This window comes from Candidatus Glassbacteria bacterium, from assembly GCA_019456185.1.
GTDB lineage: Bacteria > Gemmatimonadota > Glassbacteria > GWA2-58-10 > GWA2-58-10 > JAJRTS01.
The window spans coordinates 1-25,629 of record VRUH01000054.1; the positions used below are offsets into that span (position 1 = coordinate 1).

The following is a 25,629-nucleotide window of genomic DNA, read 5'->3' on the forward strand; positions in this document are numbered from 1 at the left end:
CAGGTGGACAAACAGGTCCGTGGCCAGACCCCCGCTGTAGTCCCAGAACAGCCGCCACTGAAAAAAGCGGCGCGGGTCCCAGTCGTGCTGCGGTGCACCGGCAAGGAACTCCGGCCAGTTTACCGTCTTCGGCGAGGCGTCCGGCGGGATCGGGTAGTAGCAGGCGGACTGGCTGTTCTGCCGGTACATTTTGGCGTCCACCATCGCCACCTTGCCGATTCGTCCGCCGCGCAGCAGGTCGCGGGCTTCCTGGACCGCTGAGGTAGACAGGTACTGGCTGCCGACCTGCACTTTCAGACCGCTTTTTTTGACGGCGCGAAGCATCTCCTCGCCCTCGGCCGGCTTATGGGTCAGCGGTTTTTCGATATAGACATGCTTGCCGGCATCGAGGGCGTCGAGCAGGACACGCTTATGCTGGTGGTCGGGGACCGCCACCACGACCGCGTCCAGATCCTTGCGATCCAGGATTGTGCGGTAGTCGCCGGTGGTCGAGATAGTCCCCTCGGTAAGCTCGTTAGCATTAACCAGGCGGCCCTGGTAGAGATCGCAGGCGGCCACGGTTTCTATACCCGCTATTTCCCGGCTGCCCTGCAGCAGTTCCACTCCCCGGATGCCCACGCCGATAAAACCAACGCGAATGCCGGTGGGGGGATTGCCGCGGGCGTCGTTAATCTGAGCCTGGCCGCGGGTTGCTCCCGCGGCTGCCGCTGAGGCGGCAATCATCGTGGTTTTTTCCAGGAATGAACGGCGGGAAATATTACTACCGCTTTTTTGCTGTGCCATCGTAATCTCCTCTGCTTGTTAGTTCGATTACACCTGCGTGCTCAATGTATTGTTCCTCTTTGCACGAGGTTCGGAAAATCCAAGGTTTTGTTGATAAAACTACCAGGCGCCGGTTTCCATGTCGTGGAACAACCTGGTGGCGTTCAGATAGTATACTTTGCGCAGGACCTCGTCGGGAAGGTTCAGGCCGTAGTTCATCCACCAGGCCGCGTCGGGTACGCGGAAGAACTCGTCCTCTGTCTCCAGCAGGCGGAACCAGCCGCGATACATCTCCTCGCTCGGGCCCAGGTCCGTGCCGAACAGGATCCGGTCCTGGTAGCGGATGAAAAATTTGCGCGCCGTGAACGGCTGGCGGCCGATATCCCAGGCCCGGGCGGAGATATCAACGTAAAAATTGGGATAGAGATCCAGCAGGCGGCCAAGTTCATTGAGGTCGTGGCTGAGGTTGCCGACATGGCAGCCGATGAACGTGGTGTTGGGGTGCTTGGTCATTGCGTTGTTGCGCGTAGCCTGGATCGCGGCGCGGGGCAGGACACCCTCCCTGCCGTACACGTTCCAGCGGGCGCCGGAGGTGCCAAGTTCGCTGCTGGCCGTGAGCGGATAGTAGCAGTCTTCCATGTCGCCCACATGGATCGAGACAGGCATGCCCAGTTCTCCCGCGGTTTTCAGGGCGAGGTCCCAGCGCGGGTCATCGATATTGACCCCCTTGGTCCCTTTTTCCCTGTCACCGCCGAAACCCCGGCCCATGTCCTTGTACTCACCCAGGCCGCGCGCACCCATCTCGAACGCCTTGCGCACCGATTCCGCCGCCCGTTTCGGGTAGTCGCGGTCATCGATATCGCGGTCATCGATCCGGGCCCAGACCTGGAAATGCTCCGGATACTTGCCCAGGTAATCCTCGATCGTCCTTTCCAGCCGTTCTCCGTACCCGCCCGAGAGGACCAGCACTTTGCGCACGTTGCAGGCTTTCATCATTTCCACCCAGCGGTGGATATCCTCGCCCTTGAGGTAGCTGTGGCTATGGGCGTCGATCACCGGGTAGCGTGCCCGCAGAACGGTATGGGCCGGGACTTCCAGGCGGCTTTCGGGTTTGAAGTTCTTCAGTTTGAGCGTATCGAAAATACCCAGGCGGTTTTCTCGCTGGGCGGCACAGGGGATAGCCAACGCCAGCAGGGCAACCGTAAGGATAACGGTGAAATATCTGTACATCAGGTCCTCCAGTCAGGCCAGGGAAATAACACTCTGCCGGAAATCTGCGTAAGATATCTAGTTATGGTTTATCTAAAATACCCATCTCACGCCTGGCGCGCTCCAGCAATCCATCCAGCGATCCCTCGTGAAACATCACGATCCCGTTAGCCCGCACTGTCCCTCCGGCCGGGCAGTCGGGTGGCAGGGGATCGGAGTGGATACAGGGGATAGCCGCGTTGGAAAACACCATCCTGGCCGGCTGCCACAGCGTGGCAATCCAGAGTTTGGGGTTATCCACGTGACGCGCTGCGATCAACGGCGGCCGGGCGCGCTCATCCACAATCCGGCCTGGCCCGCTTTTCGGGCGGAACCAGCCCAGATCGTCGAACGTCGAGTTGTCGGGACCGCCCTCCACATTCAGCGCCCAGGCCACGTGACCGATCGGCATTTCTCCCTCGAACGTGGTTCCCAGCTCGATATTCCGCGCTCCGCCGTCGACCCAGACATAAACCTTGGCGTACGTTCCGAAATGGAACCCGGCCATCGCATCCGGGCGAGTGCATACCAGGGTGCGGATCTCGGAAATTGGCGTGTCAGATTGGTTTTCGAGCACCAGTTCCAGCCGCGCGGCCATCGAGTCCGCCTTGACCAGCGAGCGGTAGGTTACACCCGGACGCGGTTCCTCCACCAGGACGGCCTCGGTGGAGTCTTCGTTGTACTGCCAGGGAGTGGTGATCGCCTCCTCGCTCATGTGGCTGACATTGGGCAGGCCGGTTCCCCAGCAATGCTCGGGGAAATTGATCGAAAGATACTGGGTTTCGACCCATGGGGAATACACCCGTATCAGGTGAGTGCTGCTGATCCGCTCGCCCTCGTAAGCTCCCAGGCGTACAATCCAGGTTTCGGCTTTTTCCCGGGGTTGTTCTCGGGCGGTGCAGGCAAGCGCCAGTGCAACAGACGCCATGGTCAAGCTTGCCAACAGACGCATTTTGTTTCCTTTCCAGGCAGAGATTAGTCTACGGTCCGGTATGCAGAATTTGAAAACGGTTTTCCTGGTTAAATAATTTCTTGATTGACAACCAAAAATCAACCCGCTACCATAGGATGACCGCCACTGGGAGGCGCCCGCCCGCCCGCAATACCTTTCCCTCGCGAGCCGGAGCAGGTTGTGATGAACCATCGCAAGATGCTGTCTTTTAATGTCTTAACTCTGCCTCTCCCGGTCGCCGTATTCCTGCTCTCCTGTGCGCAGCCGGCCGGGAGCGTAACTGTCCGCCCTGTCGAGAGCGGCGGCGTCATGGCTGATCCGGGTATTGGCTTTACTACATTCTACAGCTACAAGGGGGATTCGATCAAGATTATTCACCGAAAATGGAGCTCCAGCCGGCAATCGAGAGTTGGAGCAGCGACGGCCGCTACAGCCTGAACCGGATCGAGGTCGAGTAACGACCGTATTTTTAAGCGGCCTGACCGGTTGCGGCCGCAATGGCGAGCGGCACAGGGAATACTTGTGTAAGTTGATAAAAATCAATAACATAACCAGGCATCAGCTTAACTTTCCTCGAATATTTGAGCAGCTAAATCCGCTGTTTCAGACAGTTGCCCGGATTGTATCCGTTTCGATTCGGCACGCACAGCATTTCCGGAGGTAAAATGCAGACACGCAAACTGACAGTCTCACTTGCTTTCAGCCTGGCCGTTTGTCTTTGCGCCGGGCGCGCCGCGGCGGGCGACGGGGATCTCAGGACCCACAGCCAGGTGATCACGGCCGGCGACCAGGAATTCGTGATCGAGGTCGGGGGGACGGATGATCCGGAAAATGTCGAGATCGTGATGGAGAACCTCGGCGATACTCCGGTTGTCAACCCGCGGATCACGGTCAACGGCCTCTACGACTGGTACGACGCCGAATCGATGGCGGCCGAGATAACCCGCGACTGCGCAACCGACGAGGAAAGGGCGATGGCGATCTGGCAGTGGGTGCACTGGAAGCGGTTCCAGCGCTCGCCCCATGATGAATCGAGCCTTCACCCCGTCCGCGCGATGAACGGCTACGGCTACGGAATCTGCGGACATACCTCGAGCTGGATCAAAGCGCTCTGCCGCGCCGCGGGACTCGAGGCCAGGGTCTGGGAGATCGCCGGCCACACGGTCACCGAGGTCTTTTACAACGACGGCTGGCACATGCTCGACGGGAATGTCAAGGTGTTCTATACCGCCCGGGACAACAGGACTGTCGCCTCGATGGAAGAGCTGATGAGCGACAAGTGGCTGATCGAGCGCACGATCCATCCCCGCGACCCGTGGGAGCGCGGCGAGGATACCCCCTGGCGCAACCGGGAATTCGTCCGCTACCTGATTACCGAGCGCGACAACTGGATCAACACCGGCTACGACATCCAGAACCGACGCGATTACTCGATGGCCTTCACGCTCAAGCCCGGCGAGACGCTCACGCGCTGGTGGGGACCGGAACTGGGCAAGTGGGAGTCGCCGGACAAGGGTGCCCTGGCGCCCGAACGCTACGCCAATGGCCGACTGGTATGGCAGCCGGACCTGAGCAAAATTGACCTGCTGGACTACTGCCAGTACGAGCCGTTCCACAATATCACCAGCACCGACCGCGACGGCCGTCTGCCCGAGGTGCACGTTGACCGTCCGCAGGACGAGCTCTACGACCGCGCCTCGCGCTTCGACCTGGTGATCGACAGCCCCTACCCGATTATCGGCTCACGCTTCTGGGGCGGGATTGTCAAGCACGGCGACATGGCCACAATCGGTTTCGCCGGGCCGGGCTGGGGCAGCGGGAGCGAAGTCTACAATTTCCGCTGGGGCGAGGGCGCAAAAGAGCTGGAGCTTTCTCTGGACCCGGCCGTGATGAAAAACGCGCCGCTCTACTCCTACCGCCTGGTGTTCCAGTTCACCGATTCCGCCAAAAAGGAGCAAAGCTCGGGGCTGGAGTGGTTCAAAACAGTTACCGACCTGCAGGTATCGCCGCACAGCCTGCCGGCGCTCAGCCTGGGCCGCAACGTGGTCCGCTGGCGCGACGAAAGCGAAAACCCCCGCAAGGTACGGATAACCTGCAAATGGCGCGAAAGTTCCGATAACTCCCCTCCGGGCATTGTCAGCAAATCGGACTGCCCGGCTTCGTTCGCCTCGCTGATGCCCACCCTGCGCTGGAAAGCCGCCCGTGACTCGGACAAGGGCGATTCCGTGGCCGACTACCAGGTGATGGTCAGTCTTCGTCCCGACTGCCGCTGGCCGGTGAGCATGTCGCTCTACCGCAACGTGGGCGGGCCGAGGTGCGAGTGGACCGTGCCGGAATCGTTCCTCAATCCGGGTACAACCTATTACTGGCGGGTCCGCGCCCGTGACAGCAGGGGTGCGGTGGGCGATTGGGGCGAGATTTTCAGTTTTTCCACAACCGGAACCGCCGGAGCGGAATAGACCGGCTTGACTTGTAAGGGAGGCCAGATGCGAAGTTTTCCAACCCGGACAATGGTGGCTGCACTCTTATGTGCGCTTTGCCTGCTCACTCCGCTCGCGGCGCAGGAGATAAATGTCGAGACAGCGTCCCTGGATATCGAGATGGTCCAGCGGTTCCTGGAACATGAGGCCGCGAAAACCACCGCTTACTCGAAGTCGCTGGTTTCGAGCAGGGAAGCCATTGAAGCCAACCGCGAACGGCTGTACCGCGAGTACATGTACATGATCGGTCTCGATCCACTGCCGCCGCGGACCCCGCTGCACGTCACGACCGTGCGCACTGTCGAGCGTGATGAGTACACGGTCGAGGTCCTCCATTTCCAGAGCATGCCCGGCTACTACGTTACGGCCAATGTCTACGTTCCCAAAAAAGGCGGAGGGCCGTTCCCGGCGGTGGTCTGGGGGCCGGGCCACAGCAGCGGGCCGTACGGGGCCAAGGCGCTGCGTCAGAACTATGCGATCCCCTGGGTGCGTAACGGTTACGTCTGCATGATTGTCGACCCGGTCCAGGTGGCCGAGGTGTTCGGTATCCACAGGGGCACCAGTGTGCGCGGGATCCACGGCTGGCACTCGCGGGGCTACACGCCGATCGGGATCGAGGTCTGGAACGCGATGCGGGCGGTGGATTACCTGCTCACCCGCTCCGATGTCGACGGGGAGAAACTGACGATCAACGGGGTCTCCGGCGGCGGGCACCTGAGCTGGATGGCCGGTGCGGCCGATAACCGGTTCACGGTGGTTCAGCCGGTGGCCGGGACGGCCGATGTGCAGGCCCATGTGGAGCTGAACCTCCAGAATATGCACTGCGACTGCGCCTATTTCCTCAACACCTACCGTCACGACTGGCCCACCCTGGCCGCCCTGATCGCCCCGCGGGCTTTGCTGATGCATAATTCCACGGGCGACGCCTATTACCCGCCCGAGGGCTACGAGCGCGTACTCGGCCGGGCAAAAGAGATTTTCGGTTTCTTCGGCGTGCCCGAAAAAACGGACATGTTCGAGGTGGAGGGCCGTCACGGATATACCCAGCCCCAGCGCGAGAAAGCGGTGGAGTGGAGCGACCGCTGGCTCAAGGGCAAGATCACCGAGGTCCGCGAGCGCCCGTTCGAGCCGGTCGAGCCACGGCAGCTCGGCTCGCTGGGTGGCCTCTACGCCGAGCACCCGCCCAATATCAACGCCAGGGTCCACGAAGTCCTGATTCCGGCAGCCGAAGCCAAACCGTTCGCTAACCTGCTGGACTGGAAATGGCACCGAGCGCAGGTGATGGAAAAACTGCGCGAGGTGGTGTTCCGTAACATGCCCACCAACTTCGCCGCCGCCCGCAACGAACCGGGCCGGCGGGGACAATTCCTGCTCGAAACCGAACCGGGAGTGAAAGTGGGCATCTGGATCGACCTGCCGGAGTCCGCCGAACGAAAGAGTCCGGCTATTCTGTACGTGGCCTCGCCCGGCGACCGTAACGGCCCGAACTGGCATTTTAACAACAGCTACCCGTTCGACCCGCAGCGCTATACAATGAACTACGTCTACCCCCGGGGAACCGGCCGCGAGCCCTGGGATGAGCACGCTAAGCGTAAGGTCCAGCGCACCGCGGTGATAGTCGGTCGCACCCTCGACGATATGCGGCTGGCCGACGTGCTGGCCGCGGTGGATTTCCTGGTGCGCCACCCGGCCCATGACGGCTCGCCGGTTACCGTAATCGGTAAGGGTCGGATGGGCGTAATCGCCGCCTACGCCGCCCTGCTGGATGAGCGGATCGGCAGGGTGATCCTCCATCGTCCGCCGCTCAGTCACAACGAGGCCCCGGTGTTTCTCAACGTCCTGCGCTACACCGATATCCCCCAGGCGCTGGCGATGCTGGCCCCGCGGGAGCTGGTGTTCCTCACCGGCGAGGTCGAGCATTTCGCTTTCACCAGGTCTATTTATGAACTCTACGGGGCCGGGAAAAATTTCCGCCGCTGCTGGACTGTGGCCCAGGCGCTCAACCGCAAACCATGACGAGGTCTGCCATGCGTGTAACTGCTCTGGTTTTCCCGCTGCTTATGCTTGGATTCTTCTCTTGCGGCCATCGGCAGCAGGCCGCCGCCGATACCAACCCTGATGCCGGGTCAAAGGACGCGCAGTTGCTGTTCGCCGAGGATTTCGAGGACGATAATTACGAGGCGCGGGGCTGGTACGACAACCCGCAAATCGAGACCACGGCCGAGATGGCGAAAACCGGCGAACGAAGCTGCATCTGGCACTGGAAACAGGACGCAATCCTGCCCGGCGGCAAGGGCGGCCGGGTAAAACTCGAACCGACCGGCAGCGTGACGCTCAGCTTCCGGATCAAGCACAGCGACAACTGGCAGTGGACCGGCAGAGGCTACCATCCCCACGAGTTCCTGTTCATGACCACCGAGGACCCGCCGACCCTGGGACCGGCCACGAGCCATCTGACTCTTTACGTGGAGGTTATCGACGGCAAGCCGGTGATGGGGATGCAGGACAGCCGGAATATCGATACTCTCAGGCTCGGGCAGGACTTGACCGCTATCACCGAAAACAGGGCGGTGGCCGGCGCTAACGGGGACCCGGACGGCCACGGCGGCGGTTATTACATGGCCGGTACGGTCCACCGCAACGGCAGGTTCCTGCGTCCGGACAGGGAGTATTTCACCAGCCGGCCGGGCCCGTATTACCAGGGAGACTGGCACCACGTCAAGGCCCGCTTCGCGCTCAACAGTATCGCCGACGGCAAGGGTGTGGCCGATGGGATAATCCAGTACTGGCTGGACGGCGAGCTGATCATGGACTACCACGACGTGATGTTTCGCACCGGAGCGCACCCGGACATGCTGATCAACCAGTTCCAGATGCTGCCGTATATCGGACCCGGCGCCAAAGCGGACCAGAGTATCTGGGTCGATGATATCAGGATTACACGCTGAAGGAAGGACAAAAATAACGGCAGCCGGATTTTCAATCTCTCACCCGTCAGTTCAGGAGTGAAGAAATCAATGAGCAGACTCGTCAGTATCATCGCCGCTCTTTGTACAGTCGTATTGTGCAGCGCTTCCGGGTACGGCGACAATCGCACTGTCCCCGGCGAGGTGACCACCCCCTTTCCCACGATCACCAATCTGGCGGTTGAATGGCAGCTGGAGGGCGATGACGACGAGGACGGTCGCGTGCGTGTCTGGTACCGCCAGGCCGGAGGCGGAGAGTGGACCGAGGGCATGCCGCTGCTGAGGATTCCCGCTGGCAAAGGCCGCACCACCCAGCGCCCGTTTCACTGGGAGAACCGCCACTCAGGCAGCCTGTTCGACCTCAAGCCCGATACCGAATACGAGATCAAGCTGCAGCTTCGCGACCCCGACGGCGGCGACGCCGAACAGACCGTGACCGCCCGCACCCGGGCCGTGCCTCGTCCCGCGCCCGATGGCAGGGTGATCAAGGTCAACGCGCGGAATCTCCGGGATTCGCTGCTGCTGGCCATGCCCGGCGACATTTTCGAGCTGGCGCCCGGCTATTACGGCCACGTTACCGTCCGGCGCAGCGGGCAGCCCGGCCGCCCGATCGTAATCCGCTCCGACCGCAGCCACGAGGTGATCAACAGCACGTTCGACAGTTTCGATTTCGGCGGCCAGCGCTACGTTATTCTCGACGGGGTTACGGTCAACGGCAGTGTCAACCTGCTGCGCGCCCGTGAATGCGCCGTCCGTCACTGCACGGTCAACGCCAAGTACGGGATTATCGCCAAGAGCCCGCCGGGCTGCACCAACTGCTACGTGGCCGATAACATTGTCACCTACGTGATGCCCTGGGTGCCGATGGGCATGGGCGCGGGCATGATAACCGGCGGTTCGGGCTGCGTGGGGGAGGGAATCCAGCTTACCGGACCGGGTAACGTGATCTGCTATAACCGGGTCAAGGGCTACCGCGACTGTATCAGTTTCATGGAGGACCTGGGCACGCACCGCCAGGTCTGTATCGACGTCTACAACAACGATGTCTACGTGGGCGCGGACGACGGGATCGAGGCGGATTTCGCCCAGGGTAACTGCCGGATCATGCGCAACCGGATCACCAACTGTTTCATGGCCATGACCAGCCAGCCGGGCCTGGGCGGACCTACCTATTTTATCCGCAACGTGATGTACAACATTATTGACTGCCCGTACAAGCTGTCGCGGGACACGAAGGGCGACATTATCCTGCACAACACCGTAGTGAAGGTTGGCGACGGGTTCCGGGTGGTGCACAACCCCACGCGGGCGCTGTTCCGCAATAACCTGATGATCGGCGGGCCGGGCGGCGGACGGTTCGGCAGGTACGGCAGCGGCGAAGGCTGGGCTGTCTGGTTCCCCCGCACCGGCCACCTCTGCGATATGGACTACGACGGTGTCGGCGCGCACGGCTTCGATTTCAAGGCTAATGTCGGCGGAGAGAAATACATGAGTTTCGCGGCGTTCCGTGAAGCCACAACCGAGAAGCACGCGGTCCAGGTGGACATGGACGTTTTCGCCGCGGATGTCCCGTTCCCCGACCCCGCTGTCCCCGAGCGCAAGCCCCAGGACCTTCGCCTGCGGCCAGGCTCGGCCGCTGTGGATGCCGGAGTGATAATACCAGGAATTAACAGCGGCTTCAGCGGAAAAAGTCCGGACCTGGGCGCATTGGAACTCGGCGGGCCGGTACCGCATTACGGTCCCCGTCCCCGTGGGGTGGACGAGCAGAGCCAGTGGGAGCAGGACTAGCACAAATCAAGCGGACTAAGGTTCAGCAGTGCGGCGGATGCACCGGCCCTGACTGCTGAACTGGTCCGCCGCGGTTACACCGAAGGGCAGATAAAGCTGATCTGGAGCCGCAACCTGATGAGGGCCTGGTGTGAAGTGGAGAATGTCGCCCGGCGGATGGCGCAAAACCAGGGCAAGACGAGAGGCGGGCAGGCACGGTTATTGCGCTAACACCGGTGGCGGAGTCGCGGAGGATGGTGTTTTGGCAATAACCGTGCCTGCCCGCCCTGTATTTTGCAGCTAGTTTGCAGGTCTCGAAGTTATTTTTTCTCCACCCGCCAGATTGTCTCCTGCCACGGGGCCAGCTCGATCTCCGCACCCGCCAGCGGTTCGCCGCTGCGAAGGTCGGTGATTGCTCCCAGGCCGCCGCGAGCCGCTTTCAGTTCGAACGCCACCGGGTCGCCGGTCAGGTTGCTGGCGTAGACCAGGTAGCCCCCGTCACTCTCCACGGCCCGCACTTCCGCTCCCGTGGCCAGGCTGCCGTCGCTGTTCACCGCCGTCACCGGCCGCTTGAGCTTCAGCTTTTCGGCCAGCGGTTCCAGCAGGCGATGGTAGTGGTCGCTTTCCAGCGGTGCGGCCAGGTAATACACGACTCCGTTGCCCTTGCGGGCAAGGATGATCGCCGGGCGGTTGTCGGCGAACTCGGCGATCACCCGGGCGTTACCCGGCTCGACTGTCTGCACCAGCCCGTTGGCGCGCATGCTGATTTCGCGTCCCCGGAATATGTCGGAGTCCAGTGTCTTTATCAGCAGGTCGGTTTCACCGTAGACAATCGTCTGGGTAATACTCTGGTCGTAGTTCTGCACCTGCTCGCCCTCGCCTAAAACCTCGGGCAGTGTGACATCACGCACTGCCAGGCCGAACTCACCCAGGCGGTCGTCCTGGCGGGCGTACTGGTCGAACAGGAAACTTTCGGCGATCACCAGCGCTGTCCCGCCCCGGTTGATCCAGCCGGTAATCGCTTCTGTCACCTCCGGCCGCATGTATTTGGCCGCGGGCACGACCAGCAGCTTGATCCGGTCAAGCTTGCCGTTCAACGCCTGCTTCTCGCTGATAAACCCCACCCGGCAGCCCAGGAACCGGCTGCCCTCCCACACGTTGCGCAGCGCGGAGAGGTAGGGAGTACCGCCCGAGCGGTGCAATTGCGGCGGGACCTGTACCATGTTGGTCTTGCTGTACAGGATCGCGATTTCCGGTTCGGGATTGATAAACTCCGCGATCTCGGGCGCCAGCCGGCGGACGTCGAGCGCTACTTTCAGCACCTCGGCGACCCCGGCCAGCGGAGTGTTCCAACTGATCGGGATACTGCTGGCGGCGAACATCGGGAACTCCAGGCTGTTTTCCTCGCGCCACAGCCATTTGGCGATAGTGGACTTGCCGTGGATGAAATGGAGCAGCAGGTTGCGGCTCCCCGCGCCCATCTCCGGCTCCACCATCGGCTTGCGGTCGTCCTCGCGAAGGCTGAGGAACAGGTCGCTGAAGATATTCGTGCCGCCGGACTCGTTGAGCACCACGTCGTCCACCTCGTTGATAATCATCTCCTCATCGATACCGGTAGTACTGTTGGCTGCTGACAGCATCGAACTGGTGCCCCCGGCGCAGAGCGGGATATCCGGGTCGAGCTTACGGATTTCCTCCTTGCACCACTTCAGGTAATCGGTGAACCGCCGGGTGTTGAAACAGGCCCAGTCGTACCAGGCGGCGCGGTTGACATCCGGCACGGGCGCGGCGTTCCTGGTGGGCGGGGCTGTCAGTTCATCGAACGAACCGTAACTTGTGTTCCAGATATCGTTGACCTTGCCGATGGTCCCGTACTTCTCTTTCAGCCAGCCGCGGAACATCTCCTGGCTGCGCTCGCAGTAGCAGATATACATCAGCTCGTAGGCCATGATGTTGTACATCAGGTCCGGCGTCTGCTTCCAGCGCTCGTAGCGATACTTCATGTACTCTTTCACGGCCTCGCGGATGTGCGGGCTTTCCAGGCAGATCACCACCGTCTCCTTGCGGCCCCCCATCGACCAGCGGTCCTTGATCAGATGGCCGCACCAGCCGTCCCAGCCCACCCGGTGGGTGTCCTCGAACTTGTGGAACGCCTCGTAGACCGGCGAGCTTTCGATATCACCCCTGCTGCCCCCGCCGACGGTATAGCTTTCGTGGACATGATTGTAGGGTGCGAAATAATCGAGAAGCGGTCCGCCGCGAAGGCTGTGCATGGCCAGCAGCATCACCGGCCGGCCGTCGGGATAGCGGAAATATCCGTTGCGGATCGGCAATTGGCCCAGGCGGGGCAGCGGAACCACATAACGCTCCTGCTGATGCAGCGGGGGCGCCTGCGGCGAGCAGGCCAGCATCCGTTCAAGCCGGGCGGATTCACTGCCGCAGCTTTCGATCACGTATTCCAGGATTTCTGTTCTGGCTTTTTCGTTCTGGAACCAGACCAGCCTGCTGCGCACATCCAGACCCAGCCTTGCGCTCTCCAGCGCGATCCGTTCATAGAGCACCTGGTAGCCGGCTGCTTCCGCCTTCTCCAGCAGCTTGGCCAGTTTGTTCCGTTGCTGCTCGGCGCTCGCCTGAAGGCCGCTGATTTCGGAGTTCCATTCTATTTCATTTGCGGGGCCGTAAAGTTCCGGGTAAACGTTACGGTTATCGACAACCACCCGGTTATCCAGCGGCGAGGTCCTGCCGGCGCTGGATTCCGGTTCGGATCCATCCACCAGCCTGACATTGTCCAGGAACAGTTCGCCGCCAGCCCGGCCGAAATCGAGCACCAGTTTCCTGATCGATTCTAGACCCAGCGCCCGGTTTCCCTCCTCCACCATCATGCTCCGCACTTTGAATTCGTAATGGTTCCAGCCCGGGATCATGAACACCTTCCTGCCGCGGTACGACTGCCCCGCCCAGGACGCTTCCTCGTCGTCGGCCATGCTGTCGATAATCTGGATCTGGCCGGACTGGATTCTGTCAGAGGAATTGAAAATGCTGAAGGCAAACACGGCAAAAGAACTCCAGTCGGCAGGCAGGTCGGTGATTTCAAGCTGACGGTTCCGGCGCTCGGAGAGGTCGATCCGCAGAGAACGCCTGCCGTGGGACACATTGCGGTTGGACAGCGACACGGGGCCGCTCCAGCGGGAGAGCGAACTCTCGTTCTCAAAATCGTCGATTACCAGCACTTTTTCCGCACCGCCGCCCGAGCAGTCAAGCATAACGGCAAGGATCAGTGCAAAGACAGGGAAAACCCGCGGTAAATTCATCTTCGCCTCCGCTTGCCGTTAAAGTGTACAGCTTTTGAGAAAACCTGGATAACTAGCGTCCCAGCGGCACGCCGGGCTTGGCGATCTGCAGGATAATCTCCTGGTATGGCTTCAACTCGATATGCGCATCCGGCAACTTTTCCAGGCTGCGCAGCTCGGTGATCCGGCCGAGCGGGTCCTGCCCGGCGATATCGAACTCAACGGTCTCACCCGTGATATTGCAGGCGAACATCAGCCAGTCGCGCTCGCGCTCCACTGCCCGGACCACGGCTCCCGTCACCAGGCCGCCGTCAGGATTAACACCGACGAGAGGCCGCTCGATCCCCAGTTTTTCGGCGAGCGGTTCGAGCAGCAGGTGGTAGTCGGCATCGACCAGCGGCGCGGCAAGGTAGTAGATAACGCCCTTGCCTCTGGCGGTCAGCACCAGCGATGGGCCGCCATCCTCGAACCGCGCCAGCACACGCCCGCCTGGGGCCTCGAGTTTCTGCACCAGCCCGTCGGCACGCAGCCTGACCTGCTCCCGGCCGGCGAAAATGTCGATATTCTCGGATACCATCTCCCGTTTCACATCCCCGTAGACCACCGCGTGGCTTAAACTCTGGTCGTAATTCTGCTGCATCTCGCCCCGGCCCAGCACCTCGGGCAGGGTCACGTCGGTGACTTTTACTCCCAGCCCGGCGGTCAGGTCGTTGGGACGGGCGTACTGGTCGAACAGGAAGCTCTCGGGGACCACCAGCGCGGTGCCGCCGCTCTCGACCCAGCTCAGTACGCGGCGGGCCGCCTCGGGACGGATATACTTCGCCGCCGGGATAATCAGCAGTTTGAATTTGTCTAGCTTGCCCCCGGTAATCTGCCGCTCGCTGACAAACCCGATCCGGCAGCCCAGATAGCGGCTGCCCTCCCAGGTGCCGCGTAGCGCCGCGAGGTAAGGCGTACGGCCCGCGCGATGAAGATTCGGCGGCACCTGGACGATACTCGTGCGGGAGTAGAGGATCGCCACTTCAGGCTCAGGTTCGCTGAACGCGACTATCTCCGGGGCCAGCCGGCGTACGTCCAGCCCGATTTTCAGCATCTCGGCCACTTCGGGAAGGCTGATCTCCCAACTGTGCGGCACGCTGCCGGAGTTCATCCGCAGGTACTCCACGCTGATCGTGCGGCCCCACCAGAACTTGGTAATCGACGATTTACCCTTGAGGAAATGCAGCAGCGTATTGCGGCCGTGGCCGCCGGCCTCCGGCTCCACCATCGCCTTTTTCTCGTCGCTCAGCGAGGTCAGCAGGTCGGAGAAAATATGGCTGTGGCCGCTTTCGTTGAGGATCACGTCGTTGACCTCGTTGATCATGATTTCCTCGTCGATCCCCGTTGTGCTGTTGGCCGAGGACAGCATCGAACTGGTGCCCCCCGATGTGATCGGAATCTCCCGGTCGAGCCTGCGGATATTGGCCTTGCACCACTTGAGGTAGTCGGTGAACCGGCGGGCATTGAACATTGCCCAGTCGTACCACGCCGCCCGGTTGACATCGGCAACAGGGGAGCTGTTTTCCGTGCGCGGAGCCTGGATCTGGGCGAACGAACCGTAGCTCGTACCCCACGTCTGGTTGACCCGCGCGATCGAACCGTGTTTGGCACGCAGCCAGTCGCGGAACATCCGCTGGCTGGTCTCGCAGTAGCAGATATACATCAGCTCGTAGGCCATAATGTTGTAGAGCAGGTCCGGGTTATCCTTCCAGAGGTTGTAGCGGTACTCGGTGTACTCCCGCACCGCCTGACGGATATGGGGGTTTTCCAGGCAGATCACCACGCTTTCCTTGCGCCCGCCCATCGACCAGCGGTCCTTGATCAGATGCCCGCACCATCCGTCCCAGCCCACTCTCTGCGTGTTTTCGTAGTTATGGAATGCCTCGTAGACCGGCGAGCTTTCGATATCGTAGCGGCTGCCGCCGCCCACCGTGTAGCTTTCCAGCCGGTGGTTGAACGGTGCGAAATAATCCATCAGCGGGCCGCTGTTGATACTCAGCATGCTGTAGATAATCACCGGCCGGCCCTGCGCATCGCGGAAATACCCGTCGTGCTGTTTCAGCCCCTTGAGCCTGGGGTAATCCGGCACGTAGAAAATATGCGGGTTAACCTCGTCCTCGGGCAGCTCCACCATCCCGGGGTTCTGAGCGGCCATGATCCGGTGCATTTTTTCGGCGTTCCGGCGGCACGATTCGATCACGTATTCCAGGATTTCGCGTTCTTTCTCCTCGTTCTGGAACCAGACCAGCTTGCTGCGGATATCCATGCCCACTTTGGCCGTGATCAGCGGGATTTTCCAGTAATAAGTCTGGTAGCCCTGCATCTCGGCGGCGTCTGTTTCCCGTTTCAGCTCGTCCATCGCCTCCCTGGCAAGCACTCTCAGGCGGGCGATATCCGGGGAGACTTCGATTTCCTCCTCGGGACCTGTGAGCGAGGGGAACACGAACCGGTTACGGATCACGACCCGGCAGTCGCGGGGGTCTGTGGCGCTCGCGGTCGAGGCCGGCTCGGAACCGGCCACCAGCCTTATGTTGTCGAGATAGACTTCGCCGAGTCCGCGGCCGAAAGTCAGCACAACCCGTCTGATCCCCTCCAGCGCCAGGGGCCTGTCCCCCTCTTCCACCATCGCCTCGCCCAGGATGAACTCGACATGGTTCCAGCCCGGGTTGAGGAACAGTTTCTGTCCCCGGTAGCTCTGCCCGTGCAGTTCAGCCGCTTCGTCGCTGCCGAGCTCGTCGTAGATTTGCAGCCCGCCCATTTCCACGGTCCCGCCGGGGCTGTAAATGTCGAACTTGAGCAGATCGTACCCGCTCCAGTCCGGGGTCAGGCTCTCGCTGACCAGGCGGCGACGGGTACGGTCCGAGAGGTCGAGACGCAGGGCGCTGTTGCCGTGGGCCACTTTTGCGGTGGAAATACTTCCCGGACCGTCCCATTGCTCCAGCGACTGCTCGCTCTCGAAATCGTCGAGAACCAGTACCTCTCCGGTTTCAGCCGATTGCCGCGGTGTCTGCGGGGATGAGCATGCCAGGACGGCGAGAAATGAGCACAGCAGGGCCAGGCAAGGTTTGGCTTTCATGGTATCTCCATCAGGGAATTTGACTTTTCTCCCCGGCCATCGCCCGGGGCTGATCACACGGCTCGGCTTCGACGCCCGGGGAAATGTACGTTGCTTAAGCTGGCGGCCGGCTCGACCGGAAAAAGAGTGCCGCCGGTTAAGGGAATATACTAGCCTGTACCGCAATAAAATAGGGAATGAGTTGCCGGTCCGGAGCCGGCTGAACTGTCCGCGTGCTCCAATGATTTGAATAATGCGACATGCTAGCTTAAATTTACAGGCTGATTGTTACCGGTTTCAATGGGCGGGGAGGGCCGTATTCCGGATCGTGAGGCCCTGATATTTAGAGATTGGCGAGATCGCATAAGGAGCGGATGATGTCACCCGTGAACAGGAAACTTGTTGAAAAAGTGGTCGGCAGGACCCTGGCCGGGGAGAAGGACTTTCCCGTAATCGGCGCATCCCTGGTGCCGCTGCTGCTGGCCGCCCAGGGACAGAGCGTGGTGCCCTGCCTGCAGGGCGGGCAGATCATGCCGACCATGGACAGGATCAGCCGCTCCGGGCTGAACCAGGTATTTTTCAAGAGCGAGGCCGGCCTGGGTTTCGCCCTGCTGGGCATGGCCAAGAGCAGCCGGCGGCCCTCGGTCGGGATAGTGACCTCGGGACCCGGGGGACTCAATACGATCACCCCGCTGGCCGATGCGACCCGCGACTGCGCGCCGGTGGGAATAATCACCGGGCAGGTGCCGACAGGCGCAATGGGCACCGATGCGTTCCAGGGTGCGGACATCGTGGACGTGGCCCGGCCGATAACCAAAAGCGCAAGGTTTGTCTCCAGTGTTCAGGAACTGATCGACAGCATCCCCCGCGATCTAGGCCTTGCCGCCAGCGGTAAGCCGGGCAGCGTGCTGTTCGACCTGCCGAAAGACGTCCAGTTCACACCGGTGGATAACCTCGAAGCCGTGGCCGAGACAGCCGAGTGCTACGAGCGTTATGTCCGCAAGCCTGAGCTTGATACCGCCACGCTGGACCGGGTGATCGAACTGCTCTACGCCAGCGAGTCGCCCTCGATCCTGGCAGGCTACGGGCTGGTGCTGGGCGATGTGTACGGGGAGTTCCGCGAGCTGTTGGAGGCCACCAGCCTGCCGGTGGCCCACACTCTGCCGGGCAAGGCGTCGGTCGCCGGCAGTTACCGCTACAACATGGGCATGCTGGGCATGCACGGACTCTACACCGGCAGCTATACGGTCTATAACTCGGACCTGGTGCTGTCGCTGGGCGGGCGCTATGATGACCGGGCGGTGGGAGATCCGGCGGTGTTCGCGCCCGCGGCCAGGCAGCGTCAGGCCCTGGTGCACGTGGATGTGGAGCAGACCCAGTTCGGCAAGGCCAGGGAGCTGCTGCCAGAGAAGACCTGCGTGCTGGGCGATACCGGTGATGTGGTCCGCTACCTGCTGGAAAATCTCGATCCCTCACGGCTGAAAATCGACCGCTGGCTGGCCCGGCTCGACGAGGTCAAGGCCGTTCATACTCCTCCGGCCAGCGAGTACGCCGGCAGCGAGAAACTGGATATCATCCACCTGCTGGAACAGGTCAATGAAGTGACCTCGGCCCTCTGCCGGGACAAACTGGTGGTTACCGATGTCGGCAACCACCAGATGTGGTCCGCTCAACGGCTGGAGATAACCGGCGAAAACAGCTTTTTCACCTCAGCCGGCCTGGGCACGATGGGCAGCGGGATCAGCCAGGCGATCGGCGTGCAGCTTGCCAACCCCGGCCGTGCGGTGATCGACATCCAAGGCGATGAGAGCAGTTTCCTCTGCAACATGGAACTGCGCACCGCCGCGCGTTACGATATCCCGGTCAAGGTCCTGCTGGTCAACAACGGCGGCCAGTGCATCGTCCATCAATGGACGCAGAACATGTTCGGCGGTAACAACGTGGGTGTGATCGAGGAGTTCGAGGGCGTATCGAGCCGGATGGATTACGTGAGGAACGCGGAGTCTTACGGTGTTCGCGCCGAGCGTGTGGAGTTGAAAAAAGAAATCGGCCCCGCGCTCGAACGGGCGCTCGATTACGATGGTCCCTGTCTGATCGAATGCGTGGTGCCGCACGAGGAATGCTACCCGTGGATCAAGCCCGGCAAAGGTTTTCCGGGAATTCTGGCGGGCAAAGGCGCCGGGCCGCCTGAGACGCTGGATGAGGACGCGGTCGGCTCAGGCACTCACTCCGAGGACTGAATCACAAGACATTCCTTTTTAACGCTGAAGCCCTCCATCCAGGCCGGTGAATGTCAGTGGAGGGCTTTTGCCGTTGGTTTTCCGGTCTGGATTGGAACATCGCTCCGGCTGCCGGATAATAACTAGTCGGCACGGCTGAAACTCCCGCGGCTCATCTTTCCTTGTCTTATGCAGGTTAAGTAATTAGCTTTTTGTAGACAGTGCCGGATGGCGTCTCATGCAACCGATCAACCGCCAACCTTGATGGTCCGATGCGCGCTCGAAAACTTAACTTTCTGATTGCCGTGTGTGGCCTCGTTGTGCTGACCGGCGCGGGGTGTTTTTCGATCCCGTTTATCGGCGGCGGCGGACCGCCGGCTGATTTCGAGGCGGTCGAGGCCGAGTTCGACAGCACCAACGTGTTTGTCGGCTACGACGATCACGGCCGGACGATTGTAGAGATCAGGCTGCTGGGCCAGGAAGTCACGGCTGAAAAGGGGCTGCTGGTCAAGACAAAGATCTTTACGACCGAGAATTTCGAGGTGGTCAATATTTTCCGCGGCCTGCGCAGTCTCAACTACTATCCTATCGAGCGCCGGTTCCACCGCCTGGAGCTCAAATACGGCCGCCGAAATATCAAGATGAAAGTCAGTAAAAATCTCCAGATCAAAGGGGATAAACCGGTGGACGCCACCTTCGAGCACACCGGCGTCTACCGTCTGCTGCCGGACACGATCAGCGTGCTCAAGCTCAAGTTCCAGGACGTGGACCGCTGGGGTAAGATGCCGGAAGATACGCTTGATCTCTGGTATGCGGCCATGGAGGAATATTTCCAGCAGGTCGAACGCCGCTTTCAGCGCAGCACTCTTGTCGAAGCCTACCGCCGTCGCCAGGAAGATGACTACACCAAGACATTCACCCAGTACGACTCGTTGTATGTCACAACCAACAATGCCTATGTCTTCCTCGATAAAGATCCGAACTCTGATATCCTCTATACGCTCAACGCCGGAGACCGGGTGGATTACGGAGTAAGTGACGGGGTCTGGGTGGAGATGCCGGTGGAGGATTCTCTGCACGGGGGCCTGATGGAATTGTTCGAAAAGAGACAGCGGGAGGCGATCCAGCAGCGGGAGGTGCAGCAGCGTGCTGCCCGGACCCGTCGCGGCGGCGGCCGTCTGGCGGAGACCGAGATCGATACCACCCTGCGCTTTACCGGCTACATACTGGACGTGATGGTCCAGAAGCGGAAGGAAGCGGCGATCGCCTGGGAGAAGGAAAACATGATGCAGCCGGTGGATGTGCCGCTGTTCGCCCAGGTGCTGACCAACAGGGAGATTGCCAGGATAGCCCGGCGCGACTCGATCGTAAAAGCCCGTCAGGATTCGATCCAGGCGATAGTGGACTCGGTTGCCGCGATCGCCGCAGCCGATTCGGCTGCCGCCCAGGCCGATTCCGCGGCTGTCCCCGCCGCGGTGGCTGCTCAGGATACCGCAGCTCAGGCTCCTCCCGCCGATTCAGTTGCTGCTGCCGCGGCAGGCAATAAGGTTCAGACCGATTCCGGCGGAGACGGGTCGGGGCAGGTCAGGACGATTATCGGTCCCGGCGGCCAGCAATGGACAGGCAGCGGTCCGCCCCCCTGGGCTGGTAAGCGGAGTGGAGACAACGGGGGCGGCGGCGGCGGTCCGGCGACCCCTCAGCCACCCGCGCAGGATGATCCGGGCAGCCAGGCCGCGCCGGATTCGAGTTCAACTCCCGCCGACAGTTCCGCTGGCGGTTCGGGCGGGCAGGGCAATAATCAGCCGCAGTAGTCGTGACGGCGCTCACTAGCGATGGAGTCCGGATGAGTTGGATCGACAGCCACCTGATCCAGTTGATGTACTGGCTGGACGTGATCAGCCAACTGCTGCCGCTGGTACTGACCGTGGCGGTGATTTTTACTTACTTCCTGGTGCAGGGCTTCGCCCGTAAACTGTCGAAAATGGAGTTTTATCTGGACAGGATCGACAATCACCTGCGGGAAGTAACCTATTTCATCAAGGAATATCAGTCGGGAAAAGGCAGCGGTGATGAATCGGGTGAGCCACGGGAAGAGGATTCCCCGGCCAGGCACAGCGGGACTCAGCGGTGACGGGAGTGGTAAATGGTCGCCACCAGTCCGCCGAATACCAGTAAACCGAGTGAATACGGGGGAAAGAAGGGAATCGTTATCACTCCGACATAGAAGCTGATCCAGCCGATTCGCTCCAGATTCCAGCCGCTACTCTCGCTCAAGACCGTCTCTCCTGCCTGTTGGAACACTTGTCTATCTCACGTTTCAGTTTGTCCGCTTCTTTACTATCCCCGTCCCTGTCGAGTTCAAGGTGGCGTTGCAGCCATTTACGCGCGGTGGAGCATTCTCCCAGCGCCAGATATGCGCGCGCCAGTTCCAGACGCAGGTTCTCGAAATCCGGAACTTTCTCGTAGAGGCTTTCGAACTGGGCGGCCGCCAGCTTGAATTTTCCGTCGCGGTACTCGGCCAGCCCCAGGCAGAACCTGGCTTCGTGGAGATCCATGTTCAGGGTCAAGGCTTCAACGAAGGATTTACGCGCCAGTTCGAACGATCTGTCCTTCAGGTAGGATTTCCCTTTCTGCAGGGCGCGCAGCGCTTTCTGCTGGCGGACCATCTGCTCGTCGAAACCCTTGAGGTCGCGTTCGGTGTCGTCCGGGGCCGCGCACGCGGGCTGGACGGAATACAGCACGGCTAACGCCAGTCCGATTCCGGCGAGAAATCCGAGTATTCTGCGATTGCTGCTCTGCGTATCGGCCATCGGCATACCCCGCTGTAGGCTACTGTATATTTATAATCTAATATTTCCCACGTCAGAGTGAAAATATTTTTAAGGATTTATTTTTATTCATCCGGATGCGGACAGGGCTGTGCCTTTTCAAGTCCTTGCCCGTTAAACTGTCAGGATGTTATTTTAAAAGTTCGATCATTTTCCAATTTTTCCCATATCGGCCATGCTTTCCAACAGATTATTGCATAACGCCGTTCTGATGGCGGCGGCGCTGATGCTCCAGCTCAACTGCTCGGACTGGCGCAACCGCCAGAATGAGTACCGGGAAGCCGCGTTCCAGCGTTCGCAGCAGGACTGGATGAATTTTACGGGCCGCGGACTGGGCGATATCCCCGCCGACTCGCTGCTGGCAATCCTGTCGGACATGGGTATCGATCAGCGCCTCGAGCATCTTGCTGATTCACTGGCCGAGATCCGGGTTGAGCTGGCCAGGTACGAGGACATTCTGCTGGCCGCCCGCGACATGCTGGCCGGTCCGCAATCGGAGCGTCCGGAAGCGGAGACGGATGAATATTTCAGGGCGGTACGTTCTTACCGTCGCGCCGAACGCACGGCCGCTGGTTTCGAGGCCGAGCTGGATTCCCTGCGCGAGGGACTGGCCGCACTCGAACGTTTCAGGTTCGGAACCGCGGAGTCCGGCCCGCCGGAGGTCCACTGGACATCACCGGCACTGGTGCCGGTGCGGGAAGCCTGCACAACCTGCCATCTGCCGATTGAAAATCATGGTCGAGTGATGCTTTACCCCGGCAAGGGTGAGGACACGGCGTTCCCCGAGGTGATGGCGATCCACGACCACCGGCGCTTCGGATGCACTGTCTGCCATGCGGGCGCAGCGGGGTCGCTGGATTTCAGGGCCGCCCACGGACCGGATCATCTTCTGCGCCCGTTCCGTCCCGGAAAACTGGCCCTGCGCTCTTGCGGCATCTGCCATGCTGACCGCTCTCCCCTGATCAATTCTTCGGTCGCTTTCGGCTGGCCGGCTGCTTGCGCAGGCTGCCATCAGGACCATACTCCGGCAGCGCTGGCCGACTCCTCGGATAACTCCGCGGTGACTTTTCCCGTGCCCGAGGATGAACTCCGCACGTGGCTGCTGAGGCACTGGGCTCAAAAACAGGAAATAGTTCCCGGGCGCGATGAGTTCGAGGAGGCGCTGGCGATGCTGGTTTCCGGCGATGTGCGCAGGCTGGCGGTTGAAGAATTTCTGGGCGGTAACAAGCCGGCCGGCTCTGGAGCCTCTCCCGCCGACAGTGCCTCTGTGCCGGTTGAGGCCAGCTGCCCGCGCTGCGGCCGCACCTACGGCGTTCAAAGCGGCCGGGGGGAGATGTACTGCCCGGTGGACGGCGCTTTGCTGATCGGAAGCAGGAACAGCCAATGAACTGCATTTTCTGCGGTATCGAATTGCCATCGCCGGACTTCCGCAAAGCCGCCGCTCTGGGCGACTGCTGGCCAGTGTGCTCCTCCTGCGCCACGGCATCCGGAGGCGCCCGGCCCGCGCCCCGTCAGGAACTTCTGCGGACACTCTACGCCGCCGGCCGGACAATTTCCTCCTGCGCCGGCTGCGGCACGGCGGGAGGCGGGCTGGAAATCCATTTCCTGCTCCCGGTTTTGGCCGGCGGTGAGCCGGGCGACGATAACCTGCTCGTGCTCTGTTCTTCCTGCCACGAAAAAGTCCACCAGGGGGCGGGGATCAAGGTCGGCGCAAAAATTCAGCGCAAGCCTCCGGAAGAGGACCGATGAACGGATCCGGCAGCAACAGCGACAGCGATATCCGTCGCGCCATCCTGGACAGGCTCTACGAGGCCTTCCGCACGGAGGGACTCTACCGGGGTGTGGTCAGCAAGAAAGTTATCGGCGCCGAATGCGGAGTGCAGGGAGTGGTGCTGGAGCGCAATCTTGAGTACCTGCTGGACCTCGAGTTGATCCGCATGCACAAGATCGAGGACCTGGTTTCGATATCCACCCGCGGTATCGACTACCTGGAGCGCGAGCAATACCGCAGTCCCGCTCAGGATGTCACAGACTCACTGGCCCGGATCGAGAATCTGCTGGCCGGCATCCTGGAGCAGCTGAAAAAAACCAGCTGAGCTTATCCCGACTGGTTGTCCGCCCTCAAGTCCGCTTGACACAACTGTCTAAGAGTACTATATTTACCCTCCATTTTTTCGGGACTTTTTGCGAAAAATACTTGCGGAGTCGTGCGCTTCTTGCACTCCCGCGGCAGCCGGTTAAACAGGCTGGACAATTTCAGGATAATTTTTTCAGTTGATTTAAGAGGTGTGAGCATGGAGAAGATCAAGGTCGGCGTGCTGGGTGCGACAGGTGCCGTGGGTCAGCGGTTTATCACCCTGCTCGAGAACCATCCCTGTTTTGAATTGAGCGAAGTGGCCGCCAGCAAGCGTTCCAGCGGTAAGACATATGAGGAGGCCGTGGCGGGCAGATGGAGAGTCAGCGCGGATATCCCCGAACGGGCCAGGAAGATGGAAGTCAAGGACGTCAAGCCCGGCCTGGACTGCCGGATCGTGTTCGGCGCGATGGACGCCGGGCCGGCGGGTCCGGTGGAGGAAGAGTTCGCCGCGGCCGGGTACTACGTGTTCAGCAACGCCCGCAGCCATCGCTACGACGACGACGTGCCGATCCTGCTGCCGGAGGTCAACGCCGAGCACGCCGGGGTGGTCGAGCACCAGCGGAAGCAGCGCGGCTGGGACGGGTTTATCGTCACCAACTCCAACTGCTCCACCATGGGCCTGGTGATCCCCCTGCGCCCGCTGGATGTCGAGTTCGGCCTGGAGCAGGTTAACGTGGTGACCATGCAGGCTGTCAGCGGCGCAGGTTACCCCGGCGTGTCCTCGCTGGACATTATCGACAATATCATCCCCTATATCGGCGGCGAGGAGCCCAAGATGGAGCAAGAGCCGCTGAAGATGCTGGGCACGCTGGAGGACGGCAGCCGGTTCGTGGACGCGCAGATCACGATCAGCGCCCAGTGCAACCGCGTGCCGGTTATCGACGGGCACCTGGAGTGTGTCAGCGTCAAGCTGAGCAGGCAGCCCTCGCTCGAGGAGTTCACCGCCGCGCTGGCAAATTTCAAGGCCCGTCCGCAGGAGTTGAACCTGCCCTCGGCGCCGCGAAGGCCGATCCTGGTGCGGACCGAGGACGACCGCCCGCAGCCGCGGCTCGACCGCGACCACGGGGCCGGGATGGCGGTGACGGTGGGCCGGATACGCCCGTGCAGCATTTTCGGCTACAAGTTTCTGGTGCTGAGCCACAACACCGTGCGCGGCGCGGCCGGCGCCTCGATCCTCAACGCCGAGTTCATGAAGGCCGAGGGGTATTTCTAAGATTTTTCGACATCTGAGAAGTTAAAAGCCCGGCGGACATCATCCGCCGGGCTTTGCTGTTGATCGTAATTCCTAATTTTTACGCACCTTTTTTTACACAACACCGTCCCGTCATACCACGAATTATGTTGGAAACTTCATGGTTTTAGCTTTTATTCCCTTCTAAAAAGAGGGGACAAAGGGGTGTGTGGTTTTGCAGTGGATTAGACGTGTTTCTTGCGGGCGCACACATGGATGCGCCCCTACTTGCATTGGCGAATCAGGTAACGCTTTGTAGGGGCGGACTGAGTGTCCGCCCGTCATGCAGGTGCCGGGATTCTTCATACAGTAAGGTTTAACCTCAAGCCACCTCGTTCAACTCGCCCCGGTCGATATGTTTCCACAGGCCGCTGCGGAAACGGGTCAGGTGGGTGAATCCCAGCACGGCCAGGTAGACCAGGAACCAGCTCCACAGTGCCGCGAAATTGGCGCCGAACCAGTGCACCACCACCAGCAGCCCCGGGATGTAGAGCCCGAGATCCAGCAGCAGCGAGACCCGCAGGAAATATCTGGTGTCGCCCGCGCCGCGCAGGGCCTGGCGGAAAGTGTAAATGAAAGCGTAGCAGAAGTTGTAGCAGATCAGCAGCATCAGGATGGACTGCCCCTTGCCGCGCACCAGCGCGAACGGCACGTC

General features: G+C 61.0%; 18 protein-coding genes. 12 read left to right on the forward strand and 6 right to left on the reverse strand.

What is annotated here, in order from left to right; genetic code table 11:
* The 3 genes from FVQ81_15095 to FVQ81_15105 all read right to left on the reverse strand — a co-directional run.
* Positions 1–783, reverse strand: a 783-nt coding sequence (locus FVQ81_15095; GenBank protein MBW7997862.1) for a Gfo/Idh/MocA family oxidoreductase, incomplete at its 3' end; no start/stop codon positions are given.
* Between the two features lie 99 nt (positions 784–882).
* A complete protein-coding gene (locus FVQ81_15100) occupies positions 883–1,992 on the reverse strand; it encodes an amidohydrolase family protein (protein ID MBW7997863.1) in 1,110 nt (369 codons plus the stop codon).
* 61 nt (positions 1,993–2,053) lie between these two features.
* Entirely contained in the window at positions 2,054–2,962 is a 909-nt protein-coding gene (locus FVQ81_15105) for a hypothetical protein (GenBank protein MBW7997864.1), read from the reverse strand.
* A 665-nt stretch (positions 2,963–3,627) separates the two neighbouring features.
* Here FVQ81_15105 and FVQ81_15110 point away from each other — a divergent pair.
* The 5 genes from FVQ81_15110 (at position 3,628) to FVQ81_15130 (ending at position 10,406) form a co-directional block, all read left to right on the forward strand.
* A complete protein-coding gene (locus tag FVQ81_15110) occupies positions 3,628–5,421 on the forward strand; it encodes a hypothetical protein (protein MBW7997865.1) in 1,794 nt (597 codons plus the stop codon).
* A 27-nt stretch (positions 5,422–5,448) separates the two neighbouring features.
* A complete protein-coding gene (locus tag FVQ81_15115; protein ID MBW7997866.1) occupies positions 5,449–7,458 on the forward strand; it encodes a prolyl oligopeptidase family serine peptidase in 2,010 nt (669 codons plus the stop codon).
* Positions 7,459–7,469: 11 nt separating this feature from the next.
* Complete coding sequence (locus FVQ81_15120) at positions 7,470–8,390, forward strand: hypothetical protein (protein ID MBW7997867.1); 921 nt, start codon at positions 7,470–7,472, stop codon at positions 8,388–8,390.
* Positions 8,391–8,459: 69 nt separating this feature from the next.
* Entirely contained in the window at positions 8,460–10,196 is a 1,737-nt protein-coding gene (locus FVQ81_15125; GenBank protein ID MBW7997868.1) for a right-handed parallel beta-helix repeat-containing protein, read from the forward strand.
* A gap of 48 nt (positions 10,197–10,244) precedes the next feature.
* Positions 10,245–10,406, forward strand: a complete 162-nt coding sequence (locus tag FVQ81_15130) for a hypothetical protein (GenBank protein ID MBW7997869.1) — start codon at positions 10,245–10,247, stop codon at positions 10,404–10,406.
* 89 nt (positions 10,407–10,495) lie between these two features.
* On the opposite strand, the gene FVQ81_15135 is transcribed toward FVQ81_15130, so the two are convergent.
* Positions 10,496–13,486: a hypothetical protein gene (locus FVQ81_15135; protein MBW7997870.1), complete on the reverse strand. Its 2,991-nt coding sequence runs from the start codon at positions 13,484–13,486 to the stop codon at positions 10,496–10,498.
* A 52-nt stretch (positions 13,487–13,538) separates the two neighbouring features.
* Complete coding sequence (locus tag FVQ81_15140) at positions 13,539–16,580, reverse strand: family 14 glycosylhydrolase (GenBank protein MBW7997871.1); 3,042 nt, start codon at positions 16,578–16,580, stop codon at positions 13,539–13,541.
* A 353-nt stretch (positions 16,581–16,933) separates the two neighbouring features.
* Between FVQ81_15140 and FVQ81_15145 the strand changes: the two genes are divergently transcribed.
* The 3 genes from FVQ81_15145 to FVQ81_15155 all read left to right on the forward strand — a co-directional run bounded on the left by FVQ81_15145 (position 16,934) and on the right by FVQ81_15155 (position 20,909).
* A complete protein-coding gene (locus tag FVQ81_15145; GenBank protein MBW7997872.1) occupies positions 16,934–18,799 on the forward strand; it encodes a thiamine pyrophosphate-binding protein in 1,866 nt (621 codons plus the stop codon).
* A 251-nt stretch (positions 18,800–19,050) separates the two neighbouring features.
* The gene (locus tag FVQ81_15150) at positions 19,051–20,589 is read left to right on the forward strand and encodes a hypothetical protein (protein ID MBW7997873.1); all 1,539 of its coding nucleotides are present in this window, start codon (positions 19,051–19,053) and stop codon (positions 20,587–20,589) included.
* 32 nt (positions 20,590–20,621) lie between these two features.
* On the forward strand, positions 20,622–20,909 hold the full coding sequence (locus FVQ81_15155) for a hypothetical protein (protein MBW7997874.1): 288 nt from the start codon (positions 20,622–20,624) through the stop codon (positions 20,907–20,909).
* A gap of 139 nt (positions 20,910–21,048) precedes the next feature.
* Here the strand turns inward: FVQ81_15155 and FVQ81_15160 are convergent, their stop codons facing one another.
* Entirely contained in the window at positions 21,049–21,594 is a 546-nt protein-coding gene (locus tag FVQ81_15160) for a tetratricopeptide repeat protein (protein MBW7997875.1), read from the reverse strand.
* Positions 21,595–21,799: 205 nt separating this feature from the next.
* Here FVQ81_15160 and FVQ81_15165 point away from each other — a divergent pair, with 205 nt between their 5' ends.
* The 4 genes from FVQ81_15165 (at position 21,800) to asd (ending at position 24,956) form a co-directional block, all read left to right on the forward strand.
* Positions 21,800–22,993, forward strand: coding sequence for a hypothetical protein (locus FVQ81_15165; GenBank protein MBW7997876.1), 1,194 nt, complete (start codon positions 21,800–21,802; stop codon positions 22,991–22,993).
* Entirely contained in the window at positions 22,990–23,355 is a 366-nt protein-coding gene (locus FVQ81_15170) for an HNH endonuclease (GenBank protein ID MBW7997877.1), read from the forward strand. The genes FVQ81_15165 and FVQ81_15170 overlap by 4 nt, the downstream gene beginning before the upstream one ends.
* On the forward strand, positions 23,352–23,702 hold the full coding sequence (locus tag FVQ81_15175; GenBank protein ID MBW7997878.1) for a hypothetical protein: 351 nt from the start codon (positions 23,352–23,354) through the stop codon (positions 23,700–23,702). The genes FVQ81_15170 and FVQ81_15175 overlap by 4 nt, the downstream gene beginning before the upstream one ends.
* A 198-nt stretch (positions 23,703–23,900) precedes the next feature.
* On the forward strand, positions 23,901–24,956 hold the full coding sequence (gene asd / locus FVQ81_15180) for an aspartate-semialdehyde dehydrogenase (GenBank protein MBW7997879.1): 1,056 nt from the start codon (positions 23,901–23,903) through the stop codon (positions 24,954–24,956).
* The last annotated feature ends 673 nt before the right edge of the window (positions 24,957–25,629 follow it).